Below are 23,154 nucleotides of genomic sequence, written 5' to 3'. Positions count from 1 at the left end.
GGTAGAGGGGATTTATACTAGATTTGATAGACTACGCTTGCTTTCGCACCTTCTTCTGTTGATGCGGAATGGTCGTCCATTTCGGGATGTTTCTATTGACCTTCGTTACGACGACTGTCATATCATCTTCAATCTGTCCATAATCAGCTCTGATCACTTCCTCAAGTAGAAGGTCGGCAATGATTTGCGGATCATCAGAATTGATTTCTCGTATTTTCCTCTTGATCCACGCATCTTTATTTTCAACATTCTTCGGCCCTTCATAGATTCCATCACTCATCATGATCAGATAATCGCCAGGCTTTAACTGATCACTGACAACGTCGACATCAAAATCTTCAATGATCCCCATCGGTAGATTGCTTGCCTCGATCATCCTCACTTGATCACCGCGTTTTACGAAGCTCGGGCTCGAACCGATTTTCAAAAAGCGTACCGTGGCATCTTGTAGATCGATCATTGCAAGATCAAGTGTCGAAAAGATTTCATCCGTCGTCCGCAGTGATAAAATTGAATTAACGGACTTGATCGCCGTCGTTTCATCTATACCCGATTGAAGGATTTTCTGAAGTAGTTTCAGCGTTTCATTGCTTTCCGAATGGGCACGTTCCCCGTTACCCATCCCATCACTGATCGCAACTGCATGCTTTCCTGCGCCAAGCTCTATCGTAGAATGACTATCTCCTGAAAGCCATGCACCACCTTTGGCCGCGCTCGCCATCCCTGATTCGATGACAAAGTTTTGTGAAGAACGGAAGACGACATGGCAATAACCATTAGGATATGCGGCACACTCTTCCTCTTTCACCACGATTGTTTCATCTAATATATCCGACAATAATGGGGCGATGACTTTTTCTGATTCTCCGCGTCCATTACAATATGGGATACTCATTTCGATATCGATACTACCTTTATCTAGAGAATAGATTTCGATATTCCCAACTTCAAGCCCGATATCATCAAGAGCTTGCTTTACGTTTTCTTCTTGGACTTGATGGTTTTCCCGTTCTCTTTGTATCTCCTTTGCGAAGTTGTCCATCACTTGAGAAACCCCATGAAGCTGTTCAGCAACAAGACGCCTGCTTTCCTTCACTTGCTGTTTCAACTTGATGTTTGCATGATATTGACCAAGCTCGTATTGGATCGTATCAATCACTTTCTGTGAACGGACACAATGCTTTTCCCAATCTTTTTGCAGCCTGCGATCATTCAACTTGCCTTGCGGATTCGTCTCCGCCATGATTTGTGCCATGTAATCATACGTCTTATCAAAATTATTCACCCAACAATGCCGCTTTTTAAAGCAATTTTGGCACGTTTTTTCCGTAACATTGCCAAGGAACATGTCCAGCTCTCTCTTATCTTCATCTTCGATCATACTTGTTGCACTGACCGTGGAAAAACTGTTGGATAAAGCCTGGAACAGGTTTGAAAATTGCTCCACACGGCTTGCAGTGACATCCCTGACCTTCCGCAGATATTGCTGTTGCTCTTGTGTATATTCTTTGGTCCCCGGTATATAACGGGAGATTTTAGAGATCGCGTTTTTTGGCGTCAGCAAGAACAACCCTACTGCAGCACAGGATTCCAACAGACTGGTTACAAGCAAGCCGTTCTCTGAACCATATAATCCTAAAAGCAGTGTTCCAATGAATAATCCGATACTCACCCCGATTTTTCTACCTTCTTTTAATAGGCCTCCTAATAAACCTGAGAATGCCAGAAGGCTCATCTGATAAAGACTCGCAATATTCGCAAGGCCAAGAATAAGGCCTGTAACCACCCCGACTGTTGATCCAATCGCTGCGCCACCTACGAAGGCGAATATTAAAACAAGGTACCGGGACAAAACATGTTCAATAGATAAATCATAGAGTTGCCAGCCTATCGTGCCAGTCATGACTGAAGCTAAAAGGATGATGAAGCATACAATCTCTTCATTTTTCAATGAATGCTGAATTTTCTTTAACGATAGAAGCGGAATACTTTGCAAGAAAATCAATGTTAAGATACTGCTTAATCCAGCTTCTATCACAACCATCAAAAGGCTTCCGGTTGTAATTGGTTCCGATGTAAAAGACAGAAGACTCATTCGGGTGATGAAACTAGCAATAAGAACGGTTATTGGTAGAATTTTATACGATTGTTTGATGATGTTCGTAATAATGGAATGGATGACAAAGAAGACAGCAAGCCCGATCGAAACGAATAATCCAGTTGCCTCAAACGTCGTCAGCGCTCCTGCTAATAAAGCAACTGCTGCAACACCAGCACGCTCACGTTTAAGAAACAATACCGCTCCGAAAAAAGGAAGCGCAAACGGAGATAGCTCTGATAGTATAAGCGCCCTTCCTAACAGAAAGCCTGTACAAAACAATAGTAAACTCCAATGGAGAAGAAAACGTTTAACACCTTGGGAAATCCCTTTCACTTGTAAAGAAACACTTTTCTTCAACCTTTCCACTATCGCGATTTTCCGAAGTAGATGGCTGCTTTCGGATCCTACCTTTTGCATCAATCCCACCCCACTCGTTAATAGTTTCGTGTTTTTCTATTAAACCACAGGGTATATTCATTTTTTGTCAAACCATCAGATACGGAGATAAAAACTTCTCGACGGGTTACGATGTCGAGCGTCAATAAGATTCAATTTTCAGAAAACTGTCGAGATAATCATTTATATAAGAAAAGTACGTGCTGTATGCTCGGTATGTTTTCTCGACTATTCGGTATCTAAAGTAAAATTATGGCGAAGTATCCATAACAACCATGAAAGTTTTAATAATTCTACATTTGTTGAGAGCGACATTTCCATTTTAAATGAAGATGGTTCACTACAAAAATCGTTTTTTTTGCGTTTTAAAGGCCTCAAGAAGCTCTTATGAGTACCTTCAATTCGGTATTGGTCAGGTACTTAGGAAATCAGCCGAGGAAGTTAAGAAATAACAAAAAACTGTCCTTCGCCTAAGCGGGACAGTTACATTTATAATGGTGACCCCTACGGGATTCGAACCCGTGTTACCGCCGTGAAAGGGCGGTGTCTTAACCACTTGACCAAGGGGCCATATTTTTTATTGTAGCAGTTGATCATTCGTCGGATTATTTAACAGTTTAAATATAAGTTAAAAAATCGGCGGATTAGAAACAAGAAGTTTGAGGCGCGACAGATTTGAGTATCGGAATGTATGTTGTCGATACATGAGAACCGGAAAATCCGAGTAACGAAGAAATTCGCAGTTTATCATTCGGCAGATTATTTAACCTCTTTATAAAATGGTAGCGGCGGAGGGGATCGAACCCCCGACCTCACGGGTATGAACCGTACGCTCTAGCCAGCTGAGCTACACCGCCAAAATTGAATACGTCTTAAAGACACAACAAGAATAATACAAGATAACGAGAAATCCGTCAATAACTTTTTCGACATTTCCTTAAGAATTTGAAATTAGATTCAAGTTAAAAAAGGGATGAATTAGAAACAAGAAGTTTTCGAGGCACGACAGATTTGAGGATCGGAATGTATGTCTTTAATACATGAGAACCGGAAAATCCGAGTAACGAAGAAATTCGCAGTTTATCATTAATCGTATTTTTAACACCCTATAAAAAAACACCCATTTTGTATAACAGGTGTTTTAATATATAGGTTTGCTTGCGTTTTCCGATTTTAAGGCAATTTTTACTTGCAATCGGTAAGCAGCAGATATTAGTTTCTCTATCCCCGGCGTGCTCCGCGTCCTCCACGTTTAGATTCAGTCTGCCTTTTTAGTGTGGATAAACGATCTTCACTGTCCTTTAGGAATCGGTTTAACTTATCTTCGAAAGAAACGAAATCATTACTTTGTCGTCTTGGCTTACCTCCCCTTCCGCGCGGGCGGTCTTGCCTTGGGCGGGATGGTTGATCTTTCGCTTTCTTGATTGAAAGTCCGATTTTTCCATCCGACTCAACATTGATGACTTTTACTTCAACTTCGTCTCCAACAGAAAGATGTTCGTTAATATCCTTCACGTAATTATCGGCAACCTCACTGATGTGGACTAAACCGGTGATACCATCTGGCAGCTCGACAAATGCTCCAAAATGGGTAATACCTGATACTTTTCCCTTTAATTTGCTGCCTACTTCAATTGTCATTGTAAAAATTGCTCCTCCTTAAAATATGAAAATCAAATATACTTTATTATACATGCCCTAAAAACCAAGGTCAACGTGACTCTTCTTTGCTATCAGGGAGTTTGAAGATCGTTTCACCAGGTTTGGACATATTATAATCTCTTCTCGCGACCTCACCAATATAATCCGGGTCTTGTAGTTTATTCACTTCATCACTTAATTGTGCCTTTTCAGCCTTGATTTCTTCTAGGCGCTGTTCAACCGCTTGTTTCTCTTCCTTTTTTTCAGCAATGAGAGCTGCTTGGGAAGTCAGGGTAGCAACCATGAAGGTAAACATGATGACAACTAGTACACCAAAAACCGTTAAACGTCTCACTAGACCTTGCTTTCTCCGATGTGCTCGTTCTTGTTTCTTCTTTTCTTGAGTTACATAGCTTTCGTTTAAGGCTGTCACTTTGTCATGACGTTGCACCATCAGATCCTCCTTTACCTTCTAAACTTTCCAATCCATCCTTTCACCTTATTCGTTGGCTTTTTTAAAATTCCTGCTTTTTCCTTTAGCTTTGCCATCATTTTGGTCCTTATTTTTTCCAATAAGGCGGTAATTCCAAAAGCTTTAAGGGGAAAAAGCAAAATTCCAGTAACGAATAGGAGGATGGAAATAAGAAGTCTACCTATCATTTTACTCAAGGAAAGAAGGAGATTCAATATGAGTTTCACAGGATGAATAAAAAAAGTGTAAAATATGTTTTTGATCATTTTCCCGATCCAAACCACTACGGAAATGATGTTTTCTAGCAATTTTTTATAAGCAGATTGCAGCAGGCTCCGATAGCATGCGAACCCGCAAAGAAGGGCGAGGAAGATGATGACGCGAACCTCACCTTGATTGACCTGGAGCAAAATATAGAAAATAATCAGGGCTTGGAGGAACCAAAAAATGATATCATTGATGAATCTTAACCAATTCCATCGCTTGTTTCTCGTTTGGAATCTTTGATACGTATCGAGAGCTGCGCCGATCCAAATGCCGCTCCCTACCATGGCTAAAATCGTGTACAGCTGTACATTCAGACTCATTTGAACAGCTTGCTAAAAAATCCTTTAGCCTTATCTCCCTGTTGCTGATCTAAATATACAAGGTCGAATACTTTCCCTTCAATTGAAACCAGGCCTTGTTCGAGGTTCAGATTCTTCATTTTCAAATTATAGCCCCGTACTGCAAGGAAGCCCATTGAGGTTTCCAAGAGAAACTCCTCGTTATCAAAGCTTTCAACCTGCTTTACTCCAGTGATATCGAGGGATTTCCTCCCTCTCATCTTAATGTCATGGTCTGGTGCTGCAGGGGATTTATTATTGTAGGATGATCCATTGTAATCGTAATATTGGTCCATAGAGACTCCTCCCATACATGGTTTGTACCAATGTATGAGCAGCTTGACCTGTTTAGAACAAGCTTTATGTGTCCTGTTCTTCGAGGCCAAAGCATCCCACTAAAAAAGATCGACCACGAATGTTCAGCTTCCGGTGCTCACCCATTTCAAAAGCATTGTACCTTGATTGCTTTGAAATGGTGTTCGGTTTGCCTCACAATTGGTGTAATCGATCTTTCTTATATGAACCCCTCGTAATAAATTACGGTTTGAAATGCTGCTCCACCCGAGATTACGATTCCTCGCTTACACGCTTTTCACTGACGACTGTATACATGGATGCAGCATCTTCTTTTTTTGTTGTCTCTTTTAAGTCTTCTATTTTTACTGTAACGATTTTTTGTCCAAAACGGATCTGAAGTTCATCTCCAGGTTGGACGGTTGAGGACGCCTTCCCGGCATTCCCGTTAATGAGGATTCTTCCTTGATCAGAAATCTCTTTGGCGACAGTACGTCGTTTGATCAAGCGAGAAACCTTCAAGAACTTGTCTAGACGCATTTATTTTACTGCTTCTTTCAACTTGTTTCCAGCACGGAATGCAGGAACTATTGATGCTGGGATATCAATCGTTTCACCAGTTTGAGGATTACGTCCTGTACGGCTTGAACGTTCTCTTGTTTCAAAAGTGCCAAAACCGACGAACTGTACCTTGTCGCCTTCTTTAAGAGCATCTGTAATTTCTGTAAGCAGACTGTTTACTACTGCTTCAACATCTTTTTTAGTCAAGCCCTCTTTTTCAGCAATATTGTTGACTAGATCATTTTTATTCATTTTATGTACCTCCTAGTATTAGTCGTTTTCGTTTGTTTGATAGACAAATTCGCAAGAACTCTAGCTTCTTTGTCCATTCCAAAGAATAAAATTCTCTAAATTTACTGATAATCCTTCTTTTTAGACATTTTTTTTGCTTGTTCCCAAAAAAAGTCCATTTCCTCAAGGGATGCATCCTCAAAAGAGACATCATTTTTTCTCAGCTCTTCTTCAATATAGCGGAATCGATTGTAAAACTTGCGATTCGTACGCGTAAGAGCCAACTCAGGGTCAATCCAATAATAACGGGATAGATTGACAAGTGCAAATAAACAATCTCCGAGCTCGCCTTCCATGTCATGATGGTTACCTGATTTCGCAGCTTCTTCAAGCTCAGCCAGTTCTTCATTAATTTTATGGAGGATAGGGTCGATGTCATCCCAATCAAACCCCACTTTTGCAGCTTTCCTCTGTAATTTTTCTGCTCGGATCAAGGCTGGGAAATGGTCTATTCCATCAAGGATTGATTCAACGTTTTGTTGAGGATCATCCGCTTTTTCTGCTTTTTTGATTTCATCCCATGTTTGCTTCACTTCCTCCGCCGTATCGAGTGAATCTTCACCAAAGACATGGGGGTGGCGGCGGATCATTTTATCCGTCAATGATTTGATGACGTCATCGATTGAAAAATAACCGTTATCTTCACCGATCTGAGCATGAAGCATCACCTGAAGCAAAACATCCCCAAGTTCTTCCGTCAAATGTTCATCATCCTTGTTATCGATGGCTTCGATCACTTCATAGGATTCTTCAAGCAAATACTTGCGTAAGCTTTCATGGGTCTGCTTTTTATCCCACGGGCATCCGCTTGGACCTCTCAATGTACGGATGACGTGACGTAATTGAGAGAATTCCCTGCTTAGCAGAGTTGAATCCCTGACAGGCTCCACATATAAAGCAGTCAAATTATTAACCTCTACATGGCGATCCATTTCGAAAAGCGGAACAGAAACAATCGATTCACCTTCAGATCCGGCTGCCGTAACTATATGTACCTGATGGTCATCAGGATAGCGCTCCATCAACGACAGTTTCACATCTGATGCGATCATTGAATCGTATACCTGGGCTATGATGACATGCTGTTGAATGTTAGGCTGTTCTTCCGTCAATCCCGTTCCATCAAGGAGCTGGAAACCGTCGAGCGGATCTATTCTCAACGCTTGGAACATTGCATCAAGAAAGCTCTGCCCGCCTCGCAATTCGATTGAGGTATCCCTTTCTTGCTCCCCTTTTAAAAGAAGCTGCACCGTATGTTCAGCAACTAGAGGATGACCAGGCACAACGTATACAAGATCTCGATTTTCCGCTTCCTTCCACAAGTGACGTACGATTTCTTCATATACATTTTCAAATTGCTCTTCTTGTTCATAAAGGTGGTCGAAGCTCTGGAATTCTAATCCCTCTTTCATTAGTTCTTCAACAACAGGATGTTCCTTCGTACGAAGAAAAACATGATCGGTTTCTTTCAGCAGTTTATATACACCGTACGGAATCTGTTCAAGGTCTCCGGCACCTAATCCGACTATTGTAATCGTGTTAGCCATTTTCACTGCTCCTTTCTTTATAAAGCCATTTCACTAGATGCTTTCCTTTAGGAAGCATGATGATTTCTTCGTATTTCCATACATTCAGATAAACAAGTGAAACCATATACACAAGAGCCCCCAATAATGAACTCGACACAGCTGCAAAACCAGCCGCCACCCTGCTTCCTTCTGTTTCGAAAAAGAACCATAGCTCCTTCCATAGGGACGTGGCAATGGCCATCAAAATCAGTGATAAAATAACCTTCCCACTGTAAAACCGCTGCACGTGAAAAACATTTGTCATACGGTGGACAACGATCAAATTACATAAGGCTACAAAAGCGGTGCTGATCACAGTGGTCAACGCAGCACCGGAAATACCGTAAATCGGCAGCAGAAATGTGTTCAAAGCGGCTTTTAAAAGCACTGCTGATAAAATGAATATAACAGGGTAACTGATCTTCCCAAGCCCTTGCAGGATCGCCGATGATGTTATCGCGAGTGAACCGAAGAGAATAGCCACACCTAAAATCCCGAGAGCGGCAGATCCGTTGCCGTCCTCATATAAAAAGATGTTCGTAGGGACGATGATCACAGCCAAACCGACGGCAGCCGCACCACCAATGATGAAGCTGAATTTCAATGATAAGCCTGTAAACACATTAATGCGTTCATAATCCTTATCTTGTTTAGATTTAGCAATGAAAGGAATCAAGGGCAGTGCCATTGCAGTCGCAATGACTGTGCCAAGTTGCAGCAAGGGCTGGCCACGGTCAAAAATACCTTTGTTCACCTTTGCATCCAACACTTCCATACCGCTCGCTTTCAAACCTGGTACAACTTGCAACGCATCAATCAACTGAAACAAGGCAAGCATGACAGCAGTGATGCATATAGCAATTCCGCCTTTCAGCAATGAGCCCATCATTTTCATAGTTTTACGAAGAGATAGCCTTCCATAAGCTTCAATTCGAACTTCTTGTTTTCGAAGGAAGAGGATCAAAACGAACACAGAGACTAAACTTCCAGCCAACCCGCCGAAAACGGCTGCAGTACCGACCAAGTACTGATCCGCACCTGCAGAAACAAGCCAGATCGTCAAAATCAATATCATAGCTACTCGAACGAATTGTTCAGCTACTTGGGAAATAGCTGTCGGACCCATGTTCTCCCTACCCTGGAAGAACCCTCTTGCTACGGATAAAAACGGAACGAATAAGAAGGAATAAGACGCCATACGCAACGGTTGGACAAGTAATAGATCGTTCATGGCCTTCGCGATCATTGGCGAAAAACTATGTAACAGAAAAAAGACCAGTATGAAGAAACTGCTCAGCCCGATCAAGGTTGTCGTCAATGTATTTTTAAATTGATTGTTTTCATCTTCAGAAACCATTTTTGAAAGCATAAGCGGAAAACCATACATGCTTAAGGCAAAAGCTATCGCATAGAAAGGATATACCTGCTGATACACATAGAGTCCAAGATCCCCTGCAATATTCTGATAAGGGATCCGATAAAAGGCACTAAGCACCTTCACAAATAATGCGGCTCCTGAAATGACAAGGGTTCCTTTCCAAAATGATTTCTGGATATCAATATGATTCACTCGATTTACACATCCTTAAAAATGCGCAAACGTACGGATGTTTATATACCTTCAGACTCCAAGCACGTTTGAACTGGACAATACACATCCCTGCCATTATAGCACGAAATCTACTGCATCTGACGACACTCCGTATCGTTGGAAATCGAGTAGTCCAAAATCCACTTTTGGGCGTAAGAAGGTGATTAATAACTAAGCCCTCCCTCTGCTTTCGCTAAGGTAGCTAAGGCTTGGTTTTGGTAAGTTTTATTAAGCGAAATTCGCGACACTCCTGCGGGAACAGCGAGCCAAGCAAGACCCCACAGCGATTTAAGGATCTTCAACTAACAACCACCACGTCCTGTGGTGAACGTCGAAGCTAGCACATCCTGTGCAAGTGAGCGAGGAGGCTTGCGGATCGCCCGCGGAAAGGGAGTGAATGTCGCATATATCAACGAAGAAGTAGTTGAATTTCTATATTCACCCCGGATTCCGCTTAACAAGTGAAAAAAATCACCATTGATATTTACCGAAGCCAAAGAAAAAGAAGCAGGTCAGCTGCTTCTTTTTCTCATTGTTCCATTTGTTTGGCTAAGAAACCAGCGGCGGTTTCAGCTACCTTCTGTTCGACGTCACCGACCTGCTTGTCCGTTTTTGAAAGTAACACGACTGCTCCGATCGGATCTCCGTTTGCTACTATGGGTGCGATGATATGAGAAACTGTCTCGCTATTGCCGTCAACAACTTCTACAGAGGTCGCCTGGCTTGATACGACAGATTTCCTGTCACTCATCGACGTTTCAATCACTTTTCCGATATTCTTATTCAAGTAATCCTTTTTCCCTCCACCAGCTACGGCGATGAATGCATCACGATCTGAAATCAATGCAATATGCTGAGTATTTTCGTACAAGGATTCAGCATACTCCTGAGCAAAATCACCAAGCTCGCTTATTGGCGAATATTTCTTCAGGATGACTTCCCCTTCTCGATCAACAAAAATCTCTAGAGGATCTCCCTCGCGAATCCGCAGGGTTCTTCTGATTTCTTTAGGAATGACGACCCGACCCAGATCGTCGATACGACGTACGATACCTGTGGCTTTCATTCTTGTTGCCCTCACTTTCCTAACGTTGCAAGATAATGGAGATACAATAGCAATCATGGTATTAATGAGTAAAAATACCATTCATTTGCCTTTAGTATCCGTACGTTATCCTAATCTATTCACAGAATAAGCAAAATTCTTCCTAAGAAATTCAGAAAAGCACCTACCCTCATAAAATTGGAGAAAAACTCGGTATCATTTGATTTATGCTTGAACGGCTTCCTTCTTTGCATTCGGGAATTGCTGCAGCACTTCTTCAATGACTCCTAACAGTTGATCATCCGTTAGCCTTTTGTGATTGATAATTACTTTAATTTGATCTTGGACCATTCCTAGATTCACATGCCGACCGATCTTATTGACGATATCGAATAGTTTACTGCCATCAAGCTGTAGAGTCGTTTCCTTAGAAATCAGGATTTGAACTCCATTTGTTTTATTTTGCTCGATCTTTTCAATCTTTTCTTGCTCAGCATATAGTTTGATTCGAGCAACGGCTAGCAAATTGGCGACTTGTTCAGGGTATTCTCCAAACCGGTCCATCATTTCGTCACTCAGATCAATGACATCATCAAAACTTGTCAAACCTTTAAATCGTTTGTATATATCAATTTTCTGTTTTTCATCATTAATATATGAAGCTGGAATATACGCATCCACGTTCAAGTCGAGCTCTAGGTCGATTTCTTTCTTTTTCGGTTTTTCGCCTTTCCGTTCTTCAATCGCATCTTTCAACATCTGGGAATAGAGATCAAATCCGACTGAATCGATGAATCCATGCTGCTGGGCACCTAACAGATTACCTGCTCCACGGATCGAAAGGTCCCGCATAGCGATTTTGAATCCTGAACCTAGTTCGGTAAATTCTTTAATCGCTTGCAAACGTTTTTCGGCCACCTCAGTCAGCACCTTATCACGTTGATACATGAAATAAGAATAGGCAACACGGTTAGATCGTCCTACCCGACCTCTTAGCTGATACAGCTGCGAAAGACCCATCTTGTCAGCATCATGTACGATAAGTGTGTTTACATTCGGAATATCGACACCAGTTTCGATGATGGTTGTACTGACAAGAACATCATAATTCCCATCTAAAAAGTCGATCATCACTGATTCAAGTTCATTCTCACGCATTTGTCCATGAGCATAGGCGACTCTGGCATCAGGAACAAGCTGGGAGATCTGTTCCGTCATTTGCTGGATGGTTTCAACTTTATTGTATAGGAAGTATACTTGCCCGCCCCTTGAAAGCTCCCGTTCGATCGCTTCCCGAATCATACTTCCGCTGTATTCGACTACATAGGTTTGTACGGGGAAGCGATTCTCTGGCGGCGTTTCGATCACAGATAAGTCCCGGACGCCAAGCATCGACATATGCAGTGTTCTCGGAATCGGAGTCGCTGTCAATGTCAATACATCAACAGTTGTTTTCATTTGTTTGATTTTTTCCTTATGTGTGACACCGAACCGTTGTTCTTCGTCAATGATAAGGAGACCCAGCTCTTTAAACTTGATGTCTTTCGAAAGCAGCCGATGGGTACCTATAACGATATCCACTGTCCCTTGTTTCAATCCTTTTAATGTTTCGGTCTGTTCCTTACGGGTACGGAAACGACTTAATGATTTGATTGTCACAGGAAATTCTGCAAAACGTTCCTGCAAAGTTTCAAAATGCTGTTGTGCTAAGATTGTCGTCGGGACTAGGAAGGCGACTTGCTTGCCATCATTGATCGCCTTGAATGCTGCCCGGATTGCCACCTCGGTTTTCCCATAACCGACATCACCACAGAGCAACCGGTCCATCGGTCTTTCTTTTTCCATGTCTTCTTTTATTTCTTGTATCGCGCGAAGCTGATCCTCGGTCTCTTGATACGTAAATACACTTTCGAATTCCTGCTGAAGAGCACCATCTTTCGAGAAAGCATATCCTTTTGTCGCTTCACGCTCTGCATACAATTTAATCAAGTCATCTGCAATATCCTGGACGGACGACTGTACTTTGCTTTTAACCTTTTTCCACTCGCTGCCGCCAAGCTTGTATACTTTAGGATCCTTAGCCTCGGATCCTACAAATTTTTGAACTTGATCGATTTGTTCTACTGGGACGTAAAGTTTATCGTCTCCAGCATATCTTAAATGCAAGTAATCCTTGTGCACCCCGTTGATTTCGAGCGTTTCAATACCCAAATACTTCCCGATTCCATGGTTGATGTGCACAACATAATCCCCGACTTTCAATTCGGAATAGCTTTTGATCCGTTCTGCATTGGACATTTTCTGTGTCCGTCGAGGTTTCCTGGAGGCTTTTTTGGTAAAAACCTCCTCCTCCGTCAACAGGATAAGCTTTCGCATAGGCAGCTCGAACCCACCGTTCAAATCACCGATCATGATATGGTTCTTTCCTGGTGTCAACGGTGTTTCTTCTTCCACCAGAGCGGCATCGATTTTATAATCTTCCATTACGCGCTCTAGGCGTTTTGCACGCTCTTTATTTGCAGCAAGAAAGACGACTGCATCTTTACTTTTACGCCATCTTTGTAGCTCGGAGTGCAGGAGATTCATCTGGCCATGGAAATTTTGCATTGCTTTACAACTCATATTGATGATATTCTGCGGATTTGTATGTGGAACATGCCTTAAGAACAAAGATAAATATAAGAACATGATGCCAGGTTTATTAAGGATTTCTTCATATTGATGTGACAACGTCATCCCAGTCAAAATCTCGCCCTGGTTCAATAATGTCGTTTGCCACTCAGCTTCTTCCTTCTCAAGTTGTGCAGATGTCTCCTGAATGCGGCTGATTTCATCCATTATGACCAGTGCATGATCAGGTAAATATTCTAGTAAACTAGCAGGCTGATCGTAATAGTATGAAATGTATTTGTACATCCCTTGGAAAACTTGCTTTTGTTTAAGCTGTTCAACCTCATAACCGACATGTTCTGTGAGCTTTTCTTTCACACCGCTGTCTTTGATCTTTTGCAGTGACCGTGAAAGACCAAGTTCAATATTTACTACAGCCTTTTCGAAGTGTTCAGGGAACAAGATGATTTCTTCAGCCGGGCCGACTTTGATCTCCTTCAATTGTTTCTCGGAACGTTGTGTCTCGACATCAAAATAACGGATAGAATCCACTTCCGTGTCGAAGAGTTCAATTCGGATCGGGCTGGATTCTGTCAACGGAAACACATCCATGATCCCACCGCGGATACTGAATTCCCCTGGTGTGGTGATCATATCGGTACGCTCGTACCCCATCGCGATCAGAAGGTTCTTCACTTCATCAAGATCAATATCCGTCCCTCTTTTGAATGTCACATGACTATTGCGCCATACATGAAGCGGAGAAATCATTCTCCTGAGCCCCGCAATCGGGGTGATGATGATCCCCTTGGCATCTTCACTCAGGTGATTGAGGACATCAATCCGCTGGGATTTCAATTCTGGACTTGCAATCGCGATTTCTGCAGAGGTCAATTCATTGACCGGATATAAATGAACAGTGTCTTCCCCGAGTAAAGCGGTCAGGTCCTCATAGAGTTTCTGTGCCTGAAAAAGATTATGTGTAACGACGAGTTGCGATCGTTCCTCCGACCGATAAAGACAAGCCATCAACAGTGTTCTTGCCGAACCGGAAAGCCCTGAAACGAGTTGTTCTCGCAGGCCTTCTGATAGTCCTGTGGCAAGGGAATGGAAATCATCGTTATCACAAAAATAGTTAAGTAAACCTTGCATGCAATTATCTCCTTCCCGTCAGGATGGGAGTCATAATCCCCAAAATTATAAATCTCATTTTAATAAAATGCTTTATTAAATTTTAATGTTGATTTTTATAGAACATTGCTTTAAGCAAAATTCATGACACTCCTGCGGGAAAAGTGAGCCAGGCGAGACCCCGCAGCAAGGAACGAGCGAGGAGGCTTGCGGATCGCCCGCGGAAAGGGAGTGAATTTTGCGAAAAAAATCAACAATTAAAAATAACAGAGCTAATAAAAAGATCTTCAGAGAAACAGAAAATGCCTTGGTCTTAAAACCAAAGCGGTTTACTGTATGAACGTATCCAGTGCGTGTAAATCTGGGTTTCTCCTTAGCATCTCATAACAATCCTCACAAATTGATTTAACATAAACATCTCCATGATCACCATATGATATATATTCTTCACGTTCTTGATCAGAAAGATGGTCAAAACCGAGATTCGTTGAATCTACTGAAGCTACATCTAATTTCCCGATGTGTACACCACAATGTTTACACGAATAATAGACAGCCATCCTATGCCTCCTTGGTGACTTATTTACTACCATTATGGTCTATGAGGCAGGTTTCTATTCATCCATTATATCGGTTCATTACTTGCGTAAACGGCGTATCAATCCAGCTTTCGCATGCATCAGCCGCTCGTTGTAATGCTTCCTTGATTGGATCTTGTTGTTCTGGGCGAAATGTTTTAAGTACATAATCCGGTACCGCTTCTCCAGGCTCAGGTCGGCCGATCCCGATGCGTATGCGTTTGAATTCCTGACTGCCAAGATGCTGAATGGTCGATTTCATTCCATTATGACCGCCAGCGCTTCCCTTTTCACGTAAACGCAGTTTTCCAGGAACTAGATCCAAGTCATCGTAAATGACAAGCAGATCATCAATCCCTACTTTATAATATTTCATAAGAGGGATGATGGAGTCGCCGGACCGGTTCATGTACGTTAAGGGTTTTAATAAACATATTTTATGCCCATTCACTTCGCCTATGCCAAATAGTCCGTTGAATTTTTGTTTGTTCAACGGGATTGATAGACTTTCCGAAAGGTGATCTATGACTTTGAATCCAACATTATGTCGTGTATTTTCGTATTTTTCTCCCGGATTACCTAGACCGGCAATGACTTTCATTTCTTCATACCCTTCCTTTTTCAACCTCTGCAGGAACCTGTTCAACATGATAACGAACTCCTCGTAATTAACTTTCTTATTTTATTAAGGCTTTGTTATTCTTCCTTGTTGATTTCTGTTTAATCATTCTGTTTCATATAGTACATTTACGTAGAAAAAGACGCAACCAAAGCGGCTACGCCTCTCATGAACGTATGTTCAACTTACTCTTTTGCTTCCTCTGGTCATTCTTCCTTAGGAGCCTCTTCATTATCATCGCCTTCGGAAGTTCCTTTTTCACCGACGAGCTCTGGCTCACGGTCTTCTTCATCCACTTCTTCTTCAGGCTCTTCTGTCGGTGGTGCAATTGAAACGACGACTTCTTCCGGATCAGTCATGATCTGATAAGAAGAATTTTCTTTAATGTCAGCGACAGTAAATGAATCACTGATGCTCAACTCCTCGATATTCACTTCTATTTCACTCGGAATATCTGCAGGTAATGCTCTAACAGTGATCTCGTGTAAGAAATGCTGGACCACGCCGCCTTCCTTCACGCCTGCTGCTTCGCCCGTAAGATGGACAGGAACATCCGCATCTGTTTCTTCATTCAAGTTGATTTCTCTGAAATCGATGTGGAGAATCAAATCTTTCAAATGATCCATCTGTATATCCTGGACCATCGCAGAATGCATGTCCTTGCCGATTTTCAAGTTGATGACAGTGTTAATACCGCCTTCACGGATCGATTTTACGAAATTGACACGATCAAGATAGATCGGCTTACTGTCACCATTCCCGTAGAAAACAGCTGGAACATGTCCTTCTTCACGTAGTTTTCTAGTATTAGAACGAGTAAAATCATCTCTTACTGTTGCATCTAAATCAATAGCCATAACGAAATCACCTTCCTGTGTCAGTTGCTATTTTAAAACTATACCCGAAATCAGTTAGGTTCAAACATCATGCTGCTAAATTCTGAAAATCAATCGAAGAGTTTACTTACAGATTGCTGTTCATGGACCCGTATGATTGCTTCTCCAAGAAGTGGAGCTACAGAAAGCTGAGTCAGCTTATCAATGAATTTTTCTTCTGGTAACGCAATCGTGTTGGTCACGACAAGTTCTTTAATCTTCGAATTCTGAATTCGTTCGATCGCAGGGCCAGATAAAACTGGGTGTGTACAACAAGCGTAGACATCATTAGCACCGTTTTCAATCAAGGCGTTCGCTGCCAATGTGATCGTACCTGCTGTGTCGATGATATCATCGATCAGAATGGCTGTCTTACCATCAATGTTGCCAACGATACTCATGACTTCAGAAACGTTAGGGCGAGGACGTCGTTTATCAATAATCGCAATGGGTGCTTTCAATCGATCAGCTAATTTACGAGCTCTGGTTACGCCTCCATGATCAGGGGATACAACGACAATGTCGTCAAGATTTTTGCTTTCAAAATAATTCCCTAAAATCGGAACACCTAGCAATTGGTCTACAGGGATGTCGAAAAAGCCTTGGATTTGCGGTGCGTGCAGATCCATCGTGATGACACGTGCTGCACCTGCTGTTTCCAATAGGTTCGCGACAAGCTTTGCTGTAATCGGTTCTCTGGAACGTGCTTTGCGATCTTGACGTGCATATCCATAATAAGGAATGACGACGTTGATCGTTTTTGCCGATGCCCTCTTCAAGGCATCGATCATGATCAGGAGTTCCATCAAGTTTTCGTTGACTGGAGAAGAGGTGGATTGAATCACGTATACTTCACCGCCACGGATACTTTCTTCGATATTGATTTGGATTTCTCCATCACTGAACCGTTGAACAGAACATTTTCCCATGTGCACACCAATATGTTCGGTTATTTCTTCTGCCAGGTCTTCATTTGAATTCAAGGTAAAAACTTTCAGCTTCGAATTCTCGTACTTAGACATTGATCAATTACCCCCTGTGATTGTTTAGCTTTTCTTGTATTTTAGAAACGTATCCTTCTTTGTTCATTTGACGAGCTCGAGCTATGGACAAAGCCTCTCCGGGAACGTTATCCGTTATTGTCGAACCTGCAGCGACATATGCATTCTCACCAACGGTTACTGGTGCGATCAAATTGGAATTGCATCCAATGAATGCCCCGTCTTCAACCTTTGTTAAATGTTTGTTTTTACCATCATAATTGACAGTTATCGATCCACACCCAAGGTTTACATCTTTTCCAATTTCCGCATCCCCGATGTAACTTAAATGAGACGCTTTGCTGCCGTCATCCATTTTGGATTTTTTAATTTCTACAAAATTACCGACTTTGATGTCGTTTCCTAATGTGGATTGCGGTCTGATGTGGGCAAAAGGTCCTATAACAACGTTGTCCCCAACTTTACTATCGTGGACGACGGATTGTTTGATGACTGTATTGTTTCCTATATGACTGTCTTTAATTTCACTGTTCGGACCGATTTCGCAGTCTTCTCCGACTGAAGCGCTCCCAGCTAAGACGGTGCCAGGGAAAATGACGGAATCCTTTCCAATCGTTGCATCAGCGCTAATGTATGTTTGTTGCGGGTCGATGATTGTTACACCATTTCTCATATGTTTCGTGTTGATTCGTATCTTCATCAGCCTTTCTGCTTCAGATAGAGCGACACGATCATTGACGCCAATTGTTTCATCGAAGGAAGGTGTTTGGTAAGCAGCAACTGTTTCAGATTTGTTTTTTGCAATTTCGATGACATCAGGTAGGTAATATTCACCTTGTACATTATCGTTATTCACCCGTTTAAGTGCTTCGAATAACGTGTTATTGTCAAAGCAGTACGTACCTGTATTGATTTCTTGGACTGCCAATTCTTCCATAGAGGCATCTTTATGTTCAACGACTTTGGCTACCGTCCCGTCCACATTACGAATCACTCTGCCATAACCGGTAGGATCATCTGCATGAGCAGTCAGCAGCGTCACTTTTGCGTTTTCTTTATCATGATGCTCTAGGAGAGCTTCCATCGTTTCAGAAGAGATCAGGGGTGTATCGCCGCACACTACGAGAGTCGTTCCTTCCAATCCTCCGAGCTGTTCTTCTGTTTGCATGACCGCATGGCCCGTTCCAAGCTGCTCATCTTGAAGAGCGTATTCTACTTCGTCCCCAAGCTGGGATTTCACTTTTTCAGCTCCATGGCCAATTACTGTCACGATCTTTTCCACGTCAACTTTCTTAATTTGATCGACGACGTGCTGGACCATTGCTTTTCCAGCAACAGGGTGTAGTACTTTATATAAACGAGATTTCATCCGGGTACCTTGTCCAGCTGCTAAAACAACCGCATAACGTTTCGTCATAAATATCCTCCAATGCTCGTTATCCTATAATTCCATTATGAATATATCTCATAATGCTGTCATATTCAAGGAAACTAGGCTTTTGTCGCTAGATTGAAACATTCTGTGAAATATGTACCATCCCATTTCCACCACAGTCTGCATTATCAATGGATATTTACAACCTTCAAATACATTTTAATAGTGATATTTACATAAATAAAAGAACCTAATCACGTTGATCAGGCTCTTAGATGCGTAGATTAGGATGCACCTGCTTCTTCTAAAGCGGACTCCAATTCCCCTACACGATGGTATTCTGTTAACACAGCAGTTTGAATCTTTTCACGAGTGTTTGATGTGATCGGATGTGCAATGTCACGGAATTCTCCATCTGGAGTCCGTTTACTAGGCATGGCAACAAACATCCCATTATTTCCATCAATCACACGGATATCATGAACAACGAATTCATGATCGATGGTGATTGAAGCAATGGCTTTCATACGTCCATCTGTGTTAACTCGTCGAAGTCTTACATCTGTTACTTCCATTTTGTAAAAACACACCACCTTTTTTATAAATACCAGCGTACTATGTACTTTCAACACACTAGTAACTTTTTCCTTCTCCAAATATAAAAAATAATTGAAAAATTAAATAATTTTAAACAGAATTGCATTCGTAGGGTTTTTAAAGGATGGCTCTGTTATTTTTCATTGTTGGTTTTCTGCGGAATCATAATGACGATAGAAATATGCTCGCTTTCCTCGTGCAATCCGCAAGCCTCCTCGCTCACTTGCACAGGATCTCAACACAAAAATGAAATCATTTTCGTGTCTGCGATGACAATTCTTAGAAGCTTTCCTTATGCTGGCTTCGACGTTCAGTCGAAGATCCTTAAATCGCTGTGGGGTTTCGCCTGGCCCGCTTTTCCCGTAGGAGTCTCGTATATTTCCAACGTATAAAAGGTTTTACCAACCTCCTTATCTGTATTACATAGCAAAAACTTTTAGAAAACAGCTATAAATAAAAAGGACATGCGGCATAAGACTGCTGCATGTCCCTGAGAGATTATTTTACAAGTGCAATCACTTCTATTTCGATCTTTACGTCCTTCGGAAGCTTTGAGACTTCAACACAAGAACGGGCAGGTTTGTGCTCGACAAAATAGCTGCCATAGATTTCATTGACTTGAGGAAAATCGTCCATGTCTTTCAGGAATACCGTTGTTTTGATGACTGTATCCAATGATGCTCCGGCTTCTTCTAACACAGCTTTCAAATTTGCGAATACTTGATGTGTTTGATTGGCAACATCATCTCCAACTAAGGCCCCTTCTGGAGTCAATCCGATTTGCCCCGAACTATAGAACATATTATTAACAATCGTACCTTGGGAATAGGGACCTATAGCTTCAGGTGCATTAGAAGTGTGGACGTATTTCATAATTGATCATCCTCCATTCGATCTAGATAATTACCTGCTTCAACTTGAATTCTTTTCTCTCTGGTATCTACATTTGATAACCTTGCAATGGAAATATAATCATCGACAAGTCTTTCTTGGACTTCTTCCGACTCGACAAGAACACCGATGCCAACCATATTCGCTTCAAATTCTTGCAGGAGATCCATCATCCCTTTGATCGTCCCTCCTGCTTTCATGAAGTCATCTACAATCAGGACATTCGATCCAGATTGTAAGCTTCTTTTTGCTAACGCCATCGTCTGGATCCGTTTTGTCGACCCTGATACATAGTTGATGCTCATGGTTGATCCTTCTGTAACTCTGCTGTTACTCCGGACGATAACGACTGGGACATTAAGATAAGATGCTACAGCATAAGCTAGTGGAATCCCTTTTGTGGCGACAGTCATCACAACATCAATTTTCCGACCTGAAAATATCGAAGCAAACATTCTTCCAACTTTATCGATGATCGAAGGATTGCCGATGATGTCAGTCATATAGAGATATCCGCCAGGTAGCACCCTTTCTGAAGAACTTAATAATTCCTTAAGTTCCTTGATGACCTCTCGTGCTTCTTGTTCGGATACTCGAGGGATGTACCGGACGCCTCCCGCAGCACCAGGAACAGTGACAAGCCATCCAACACCTTGTTCTTCAAAATTTTCTTTTATGATCAACAAGTCTTCACTTATCGAAGACTTTGCTGCTCCATATCGCTCACTGAAAAAGGAAAGGGAAACAAGTTGATGTGGATGCTGGAGGAGATATCTCGTTAAATCCACAAGCCTACCGCTTCGCTTTAATTTCATGCTTTATTCCTCCAAAACCGAATATTTTAAGGTTAATATACCACTTTTGTACGTGTTTTTTCAACCTTCTATTCTGATTCCCCTAACATCCGCACCATGTAAACTTCATTGCAAAAACCCCGCAACCCGTTATAAATTCTTTGAGCTCTGCTCTCATACATCGTTAAACTGAAAACAGTAGGACCACTGCCGCTCATCAATACGCCATCCGCACCAAGACGCAGCATCTGCTCTTTGATATGACGGACTTCCTGGTAATGATTCAATGTCACGGATTCTAACACGTTCCCAAGCGAAGTACAAATCTTTCTATAATCCTTCTCCTCGATTGCATCGAGCATGGCTTTGGTATTCGGATGTTCGGCTGCATCTATTTTCAACATCCGATATACGTCTGCTGTCGATACGCCGATCGAGGGCTTGGCCAATACGACCCAGCAAGGAGGTGGTGAAGGAATCGGACGGATGATTTCACCACGCCCTTTTGCTAATGCTGTACCACCATATACACAAAAAGATACATCTGAGCCGATTTCAGCTCCAAGAGTGGCTAGTTCCTCTATTGAAAGACCCAAATCCCATAATTGATTGAGTCCCTTCAGTGTAGCAGCTGCGTCGCTGCTTCCACCTGCCAATCCTGCTGATACAGGGATCTGTTTGTCGATATAAATTCGCACGCCTTCATTACGATTGAATTTCTTTTTAACCAAATCAGCAGCCTGGTAAGCTAAGTTACGCTCATCTGAAGGAACATAACTGCCTGTAGAGTCGATGGTTATCCTATTGCGCTCCATTGTCGTCAACTCGATACGATCAGCAAGGTCGATAGTCGTCATGACCATTTCTACCTCATGGAAATCGTCTTCCCTTTTATGTAGAACATCTAGAGATAAATTGATTTTAGCCGGAGCTTTGACCGATATCTTCATTTCTTTCACCTACTTTTTCTAAAACGGACTATCATAAATTCAATTATGTATTTTCATCGCTTTTCTTGCAAATGTTAATTTTTAGAGCAGTAAAATATTCCCTAAACAAAAAACGGGACGGCCCATTTTTGAGACCGCCCCTACGTAGTAGTTATTTCGTCATTTGTTCTTGCGCTTTTTCAATTGCGCGCCTTACCATGTTTCCAGCGTCTCGTGATCGGATTGCTCCCCAGCCTTCTTTTTGCACGGTATCATAGAAGCCTAACTCTTTTGCAATTTCTTCTTTCAATTGCTCTGACATCATGCCGCGTCTTCTGCCCATAAGGTTAGCAGCCCCTTTCAAATACTTGATCACTACTACGTATGATTAGTATTAGGCCGCTAGTAAGGATTTATTATTTCCTTATGTATCCTTAATTACAATATTTTCTGTATGCTTCTGCCCCTTAAAAAGTAGGCTCCGTTATTCTTCATGGTTGATTTTTTGTGAAATTCACTCCCTTTTCGCGGACGATCCGCAAGCCTCCTCGCTCACTTGCATATGGATCTCCACACAAAAATGAAATCATTTTCGTGTCTGCGATGAAACTTCTAAGAAGCTTTCCTTATGCTTGCTTCGACGTTCACCACAGGAGTGTCGTAAATTACGCTTAAATAATTTCTTTGAAAACCAACATTAAAATTTAACTAATCCAAAAAGTAAAAAAGCAGTTAGACATGGATGCCTACTGCCCACTTACCATCATTCCACTCGCTGTATCCTCATCAAAAGTGAGTTCAACCGTTTCAGTCAGTACATCAGCATAGCTGTATGATACTCTTTCAAATGCATTTGTATCCTGGTCGAGTTTTACGATAAAGACTGCCGGATACGTTTCTTCTAAGGTGCCGCTTCGTTCGATGGTTTTACGTCGTCCACCATTCGCTTTCAACGTAAGTCGTTTACCTACTTGCCCTTCTAACACGCGTTTTATATCAGGAATTGTTTTACCCATTCTACTACACCTCACTTAGACAAATTATAACATCATTTGATGCTTTTTGTCAAAATAAAACTAAAATTATAGCAATCCTTCTTCATCCTTGTCAACGGTATTGTGTAAATTTTTTCATTCTTTTCCTAGTTTGCCTTAAATTTTATACATTATGTGGACTTGTACAAAAATCT

At 41.8% G+C, this 23,154-nt stretch carries 22 protein-coding genes and 2 tRNA genes; all 24 read right to left on the bottom strand.

The window, feature by feature from the left end; translation table 11 throughout:
- Nucleotides 1-31 precede the first annotated feature (31 nt).
- Nucleotides 32-2,518, bottom strand: a complete 2,487-nt coding sequence (spoIIE, locus tag ACJROX_RS00465; protein WP_408008888.1) for a stage II sporulation protein E — start codon at nucleotides 2,516-2,518, stop codon at nucleotides 32-34.
- A 474-nt stretch (nucleotides 2,519-2,992) separates the two neighbouring features.
- Nucleotides 2,993-3,067: transfer RNA gene (locus tag ACJROX_RS00460), tRNA-Glu, on the bottom strand.
- A gap of 210 nt (nucleotides 3,068-3,277) precedes the next feature.
- Nucleotides 3,278-3,354, bottom strand: a tRNA-Met gene (locus ACJROX_RS00455).
- A gap of 364 nt (nucleotides 3,355-3,718) precedes the next feature.
- On the bottom strand, nucleotides 3,719-4,138 hold the full coding sequence (locus tag ACJROX_RS00450) for a S1 domain-containing RNA-binding protein (RefSeq protein WP_408008887.1): 420 nt from the start codon (nucleotides 4,136-4,138) through the stop codon (nucleotides 3,719-3,721).
- Between the two features lie 70 nt (nucleotides 4,139-4,208).
- Nucleotides 4,209-4,592, bottom strand: a complete 384-nt coding sequence (locus ACJROX_RS00445) for an FtsB family cell division protein (RefSeq protein WP_408008886.1) — start codon at nucleotides 4,590-4,592, stop codon at nucleotides 4,209-4,211.
- Between the two features lie 11 nt (nucleotides 4,593-4,603).
- Nucleotides 4,604-5,197 carry a spore cortex biosynthesis protein YabQ gene (gene yabQ / locus ACJROX_RS00440; protein ID WP_408008885.1) on the bottom strand — a complete coding sequence of 198 codons (594 nt, stop codon included), beginning with the start codon at nucleotides 5,195-5,197 and terminating at the stop codon, nucleotides 4,604-4,606.
- On the bottom strand, nucleotides 5,194-5,511 hold the full coding sequence (gene yabP, locus ACJROX_RS00435; RefSeq protein ID WP_408008884.1) for a sporulation protein YabP: 318 nt from the start codon (nucleotides 5,509-5,511) through the stop codon (nucleotides 5,194-5,196). Before yabP ends, yabQ begins: the two co-directional genes overlap by 4 nt.
- A 271-nt stretch (nucleotides 5,512-5,782) precedes the next feature.
- Nucleotides 5,783-6,049, bottom strand: a complete 267-nt coding sequence (locus tag ACJROX_RS00430) for an RNA-binding S4 domain-containing protein (RefSeq protein WP_408008883.1) — start codon at nucleotides 6,047-6,049, stop codon at nucleotides 5,783-5,785.
- Nucleotides 6,050-6,322: an HU family DNA-binding protein gene (locus tag ACJROX_RS00425; RefSeq protein WP_408008882.1), complete on the bottom strand. Its 273-nt coding sequence runs from the start codon at nucleotides 6,320-6,322 to the stop codon at nucleotides 6,050-6,052.
- Nucleotides 6,323-6,423: 101 nt separating this feature from the next.
- Nucleotides 6,424-7,908, bottom strand: coding sequence for a nucleoside triphosphate pyrophosphohydrolase (mazG, locus tag ACJROX_RS00420; protein ID WP_408008881.1), 1,485 nt, complete (start codon nucleotides 7,906-7,908; stop codon nucleotides 6,424-6,426).
- The gene (locus tag ACJROX_RS00415; RefSeq protein WP_408008880.1) at nucleotides 7,901-9,499 is read right to left on the bottom strand and encodes an oligosaccharide flippase family protein; all 1,599 of its coding nucleotides are present in this window, start codon (nucleotides 9,497-9,499) and stop codon (nucleotides 7,901-7,903) included. Before ACJROX_RS00415 ends, mazG begins: the two co-directional genes overlap by 8 nt.
- A 550-nt stretch (nucleotides 9,500-10,049) precedes the next feature.
- Nucleotides 10,050-10,586, bottom strand: coding sequence for a stage V sporulation protein T (spoVT, locus tag ACJROX_RS00410; RefSeq protein ID WP_408008879.1), 537 nt, complete (start codon nucleotides 10,584-10,586; stop codon nucleotides 10,050-10,052).
- Nucleotides 10,587-10,790: 204 nt separating this feature from the next.
- The gene (gene mfd, locus ACJROX_RS00405) at nucleotides 10,791-14,327 is read right to left on the bottom strand and encodes a transcription-repair coupling factor (protein WP_408008878.1); all 3,537 of its coding nucleotides are present in this window, start codon (nucleotides 14,325-14,327) and stop codon (nucleotides 10,791-10,793) included.
- Between the two features lie 308 nt (nucleotides 14,328-14,635).
- Nucleotides 14,636-14,866 carry an anti-sigma-F factor Fin gene (locus ACJROX_RS00400; protein ID WP_408008877.1) on the bottom strand — a complete coding sequence of 77 codons (231 nt, stop codon included), beginning with the start codon at nucleotides 14,864-14,866 and terminating at the stop codon, nucleotides 14,636-14,638.
- Between the two features lie 58 nt (nucleotides 14,867-14,924).
- On the bottom strand, nucleotides 14,925-15,485 hold the full coding sequence (gene pth / locus ACJROX_RS00395; protein ID WP_408011543.1) for an aminoacyl-tRNA hydrolase: 561 nt from the start codon (nucleotides 15,483-15,485) through the stop codon (nucleotides 14,925-14,927).
- A gap of 224 nt (nucleotides 15,486-15,709) precedes the next feature.
- Nucleotides 15,710-16,360 (bottom strand): 50S ribosomal protein L25/general stress protein Ctc, encoded by a 651-nt coding sequence (locus ACJROX_RS00390; RefSeq protein ID WP_408008876.1) that lies wholly within the window; start codon nucleotides 16,358-16,360, stop codon nucleotides 15,710-15,712.
- Between the two features lie 89 nt (nucleotides 16,361-16,449).
- Nucleotides 16,450-17,400 (bottom strand): ribose-phosphate diphosphokinase, encoded by a 951-nt coding sequence (locus ACJROX_RS00385; protein ID WP_408008875.1) that lies wholly within the window; start codon nucleotides 17,398-17,400, stop codon nucleotides 16,450-16,452.
- A gap of 7 nt (nucleotides 17,401-17,407) precedes the next feature.
- Nucleotides 17,408-18,796 (bottom strand): bifunctional UDP-N-acetylglucosamine diphosphorylase/glucosamine-1-phosphate N-acetyltransferase GlmU, encoded by a 1,389-nt coding sequence (glmU, locus tag ACJROX_RS00380; protein WP_408008874.1) that lies wholly within the window; start codon nucleotides 18,794-18,796, stop codon nucleotides 17,408-17,410.
- A gap of 242 nt (nucleotides 18,797-19,038) precedes the next feature.
- Nucleotides 19,039-19,329, bottom strand: coding sequence for a septation regulator SpoVG (gene spoVG / locus ACJROX_RS00375; protein ID WP_221569249.1), 291 nt, complete (start codon nucleotides 19,327-19,329; stop codon nucleotides 19,039-19,041).
- 520 nt (nucleotides 19,330-19,849) lie between these two features.
- Nucleotides 19,850-20,224 carry a RidA family protein gene (locus tag ACJROX_RS00370; RefSeq protein WP_408008873.1) on the bottom strand — a complete coding sequence of 125 codons (375 nt, stop codon included), beginning with the start codon at nucleotides 20,222-20,224 and terminating at the stop codon, nucleotides 19,850-19,852.
- Nucleotides 20,221-21,057 (bottom strand): pur operon repressor, encoded by an 837-nt coding sequence (purR, locus tag ACJROX_RS00365; RefSeq protein ID WP_408008872.1) that lies wholly within the window; start codon nucleotides 21,055-21,057, stop codon nucleotides 20,221-20,223. Before purR ends, ACJROX_RS00370 begins: the two co-directional genes overlap by 4 nt.
- 68 nt (nucleotides 21,058-21,125) lie before the next feature.
- Nucleotides 21,126-21,986, bottom strand: a complete 861-nt coding sequence (gene ispE, locus ACJROX_RS00360; RefSeq protein ID WP_408008871.1) for a 4-(cytidine 5'-diphospho)-2-C-methyl-D-erythritol kinase — start codon at nucleotides 21,984-21,986, stop codon at nucleotides 21,126-21,128.
- 151 nt (nucleotides 21,987-22,137) lie between these two features.
- The gene (locus ACJROX_RS00355; RefSeq protein WP_225066957.1) at nucleotides 22,138-22,308 is read right to left on the bottom strand and encodes a small, acid-soluble spore protein, alpha/beta type; all 171 of its coding nucleotides are present in this window, start codon (nucleotides 22,306-22,308) and stop codon (nucleotides 22,138-22,140) included.
- A gap of 403 nt (nucleotides 22,309-22,711) precedes the next feature.
- Nucleotides 22,712-22,981, bottom strand: coding sequence for a biofilm formation stimulator Veg (gene veg, locus ACJROX_RS00350; RefSeq protein WP_221569244.1), 270 nt, complete (start codon nucleotides 22,979-22,981; stop codon nucleotides 22,712-22,714).
- Nucleotides 22,982-23,154: the final 173 nt, after the last annotated feature.

Source organism: Pseudalkalibacillus sp. A8 (genome assembly GCF_045920555.1).
In the GTDB taxonomy this organism is placed as follows: domain Bacteria; phylum Bacillota; class Bacilli; order Bacillales; family Fictibacillaceae; genus Pseudalkalibacillus.
Note: the sequence above shows the minus strand (reverse complement) of the source record. Positions and strands in the feature narration are given on the sequence as shown.

Coding starts and splice junctions, on each gene's coding strand:
- spoIIE (WP_408008888.1), bottom strand. CDS start 2,518: ATGCAAAAGGTAGGATCCGAAAGCAGCCATCTACTTCGGAAAATCGCG.
- ACJROX_RS00450 (WP_408008887.1), bottom strand. CDS start 4,138: ATGACAATTGAAGTAGGCAGCAAATTAAAGGGAAAAGTATCAGGTATT.
- ACJROX_RS00445 (WP_408008886.1), bottom strand. CDS start 4,592: ATGGTGCAACGTCATGACAAAGTGACAGCCTTAAACGAAAGCTATGTA.
- yabQ (WP_408008885.1), bottom strand. CDS start 5,197: ATGAGTCTGAATGTACAGCTGTACACGATTTTAGCCATGGTAGGGAGC.
- yabP (WP_408008884.1), bottom strand. CDS start 5,511: ATGGACCAATATTACGATTACAATGGATCATCCTACAATAATAAATCC.
- ACJROX_RS00430 (WP_408008883.1), bottom strand. CDS start 6,049: ATGCGTCTAGACAAGTTCTTGAAGGTTTCTCGCTTGATCAAACGACGT.
- ACJROX_RS00425 (WP_408008882.1), bottom strand. CDS start 6,322: ATGAATAAAAATGATCTAGTCAACAATATTGCTGAAAAAGAGGGCTTG.
- mazG (WP_408008881.1), bottom strand. CDS start 7,908: ATGGCTAACACGATTACAATAGTCGGATTAGGTGCCGGAGACCTTGAA.
- spoVT (WP_408008879.1), bottom strand. CDS start 10,586: ATGAAAGCCACAGGTATCGTACGTCGTATCGACGATCTGGGTCGGGTC.
- mfd (WP_408008878.1), bottom strand. CDS start 14,327: ATGCAAGGTTTACTTAACTATTTTTGTGATAACGATGATTTCCATTCC.
- ACJROX_RS00400 (WP_408008877.1), bottom strand. CDS start 14,866: ATGGCTGTCTATTATTCGTGTAAACATTGTGGTGTACACATCGGGAAA.
- pth (WP_408011543.1), bottom strand. CDS start 15,485: ATGAAAGTCATTGCCGGTCTAGGTAATCCGGGAGAAAAATACGAAAAT.
- ACJROX_RS00390 (WP_408008876.1), bottom strand. CDS start 16,360: ATGGCTATTGATTTAGATGCAACAGTAAGAGATGATTTTACTCGTTCT.
- ACJROX_RS00385 (WP_408008875.1), bottom strand. CDS start 17,400: ATGTCTAAGTACGAGAATTCGAAGCTGAAAGTTTTTACCTTGAATTCA.
- glmU (WP_408008874.1), bottom strand. CDS start 18,796: ATGACGAAACGTTATGCGGTTGTTTTAGCAGCTGGACAAGGTACCCGG.
- spoVG (WP_221569249.1), bottom strand. CDS start 19,329: ATGGAAGTAACAGATGTAAGACTTCGACGAGTTAACACAGATGGACGT.
- ACJROX_RS00370 (WP_408008873.1), bottom strand. CDS start 20,224: ATGAAATACGTCCACACTTCTAATGCACCTGAAGCTATAGGTCCCTAT.
- purR (WP_408008872.1), bottom strand. CDS start 21,057: ATGAAATTAAAGCGAAGCGGTAGGCTTGTGGATTTAACGAGATATCTC.
- ispE (WP_408008871.1), bottom strand. CDS start 21,986: ATGAAGATATCGGTCAAAGCTCCGGCTAAAATCAATTTATCTCTAGAT.
- ACJROX_RS00355 (WP_225066957.1), bottom strand. CDS start 22,308: ATGGGCAGAAGACGCGGCATGATGTCAGAGCAATTGAAAGAAGAAATT.
- veg (WP_221569244.1), bottom strand. CDS start 22,981: ATGGGTAAAACAATTCCTGATATAAAACGCGTGTTAGAAGGGCAAGTA.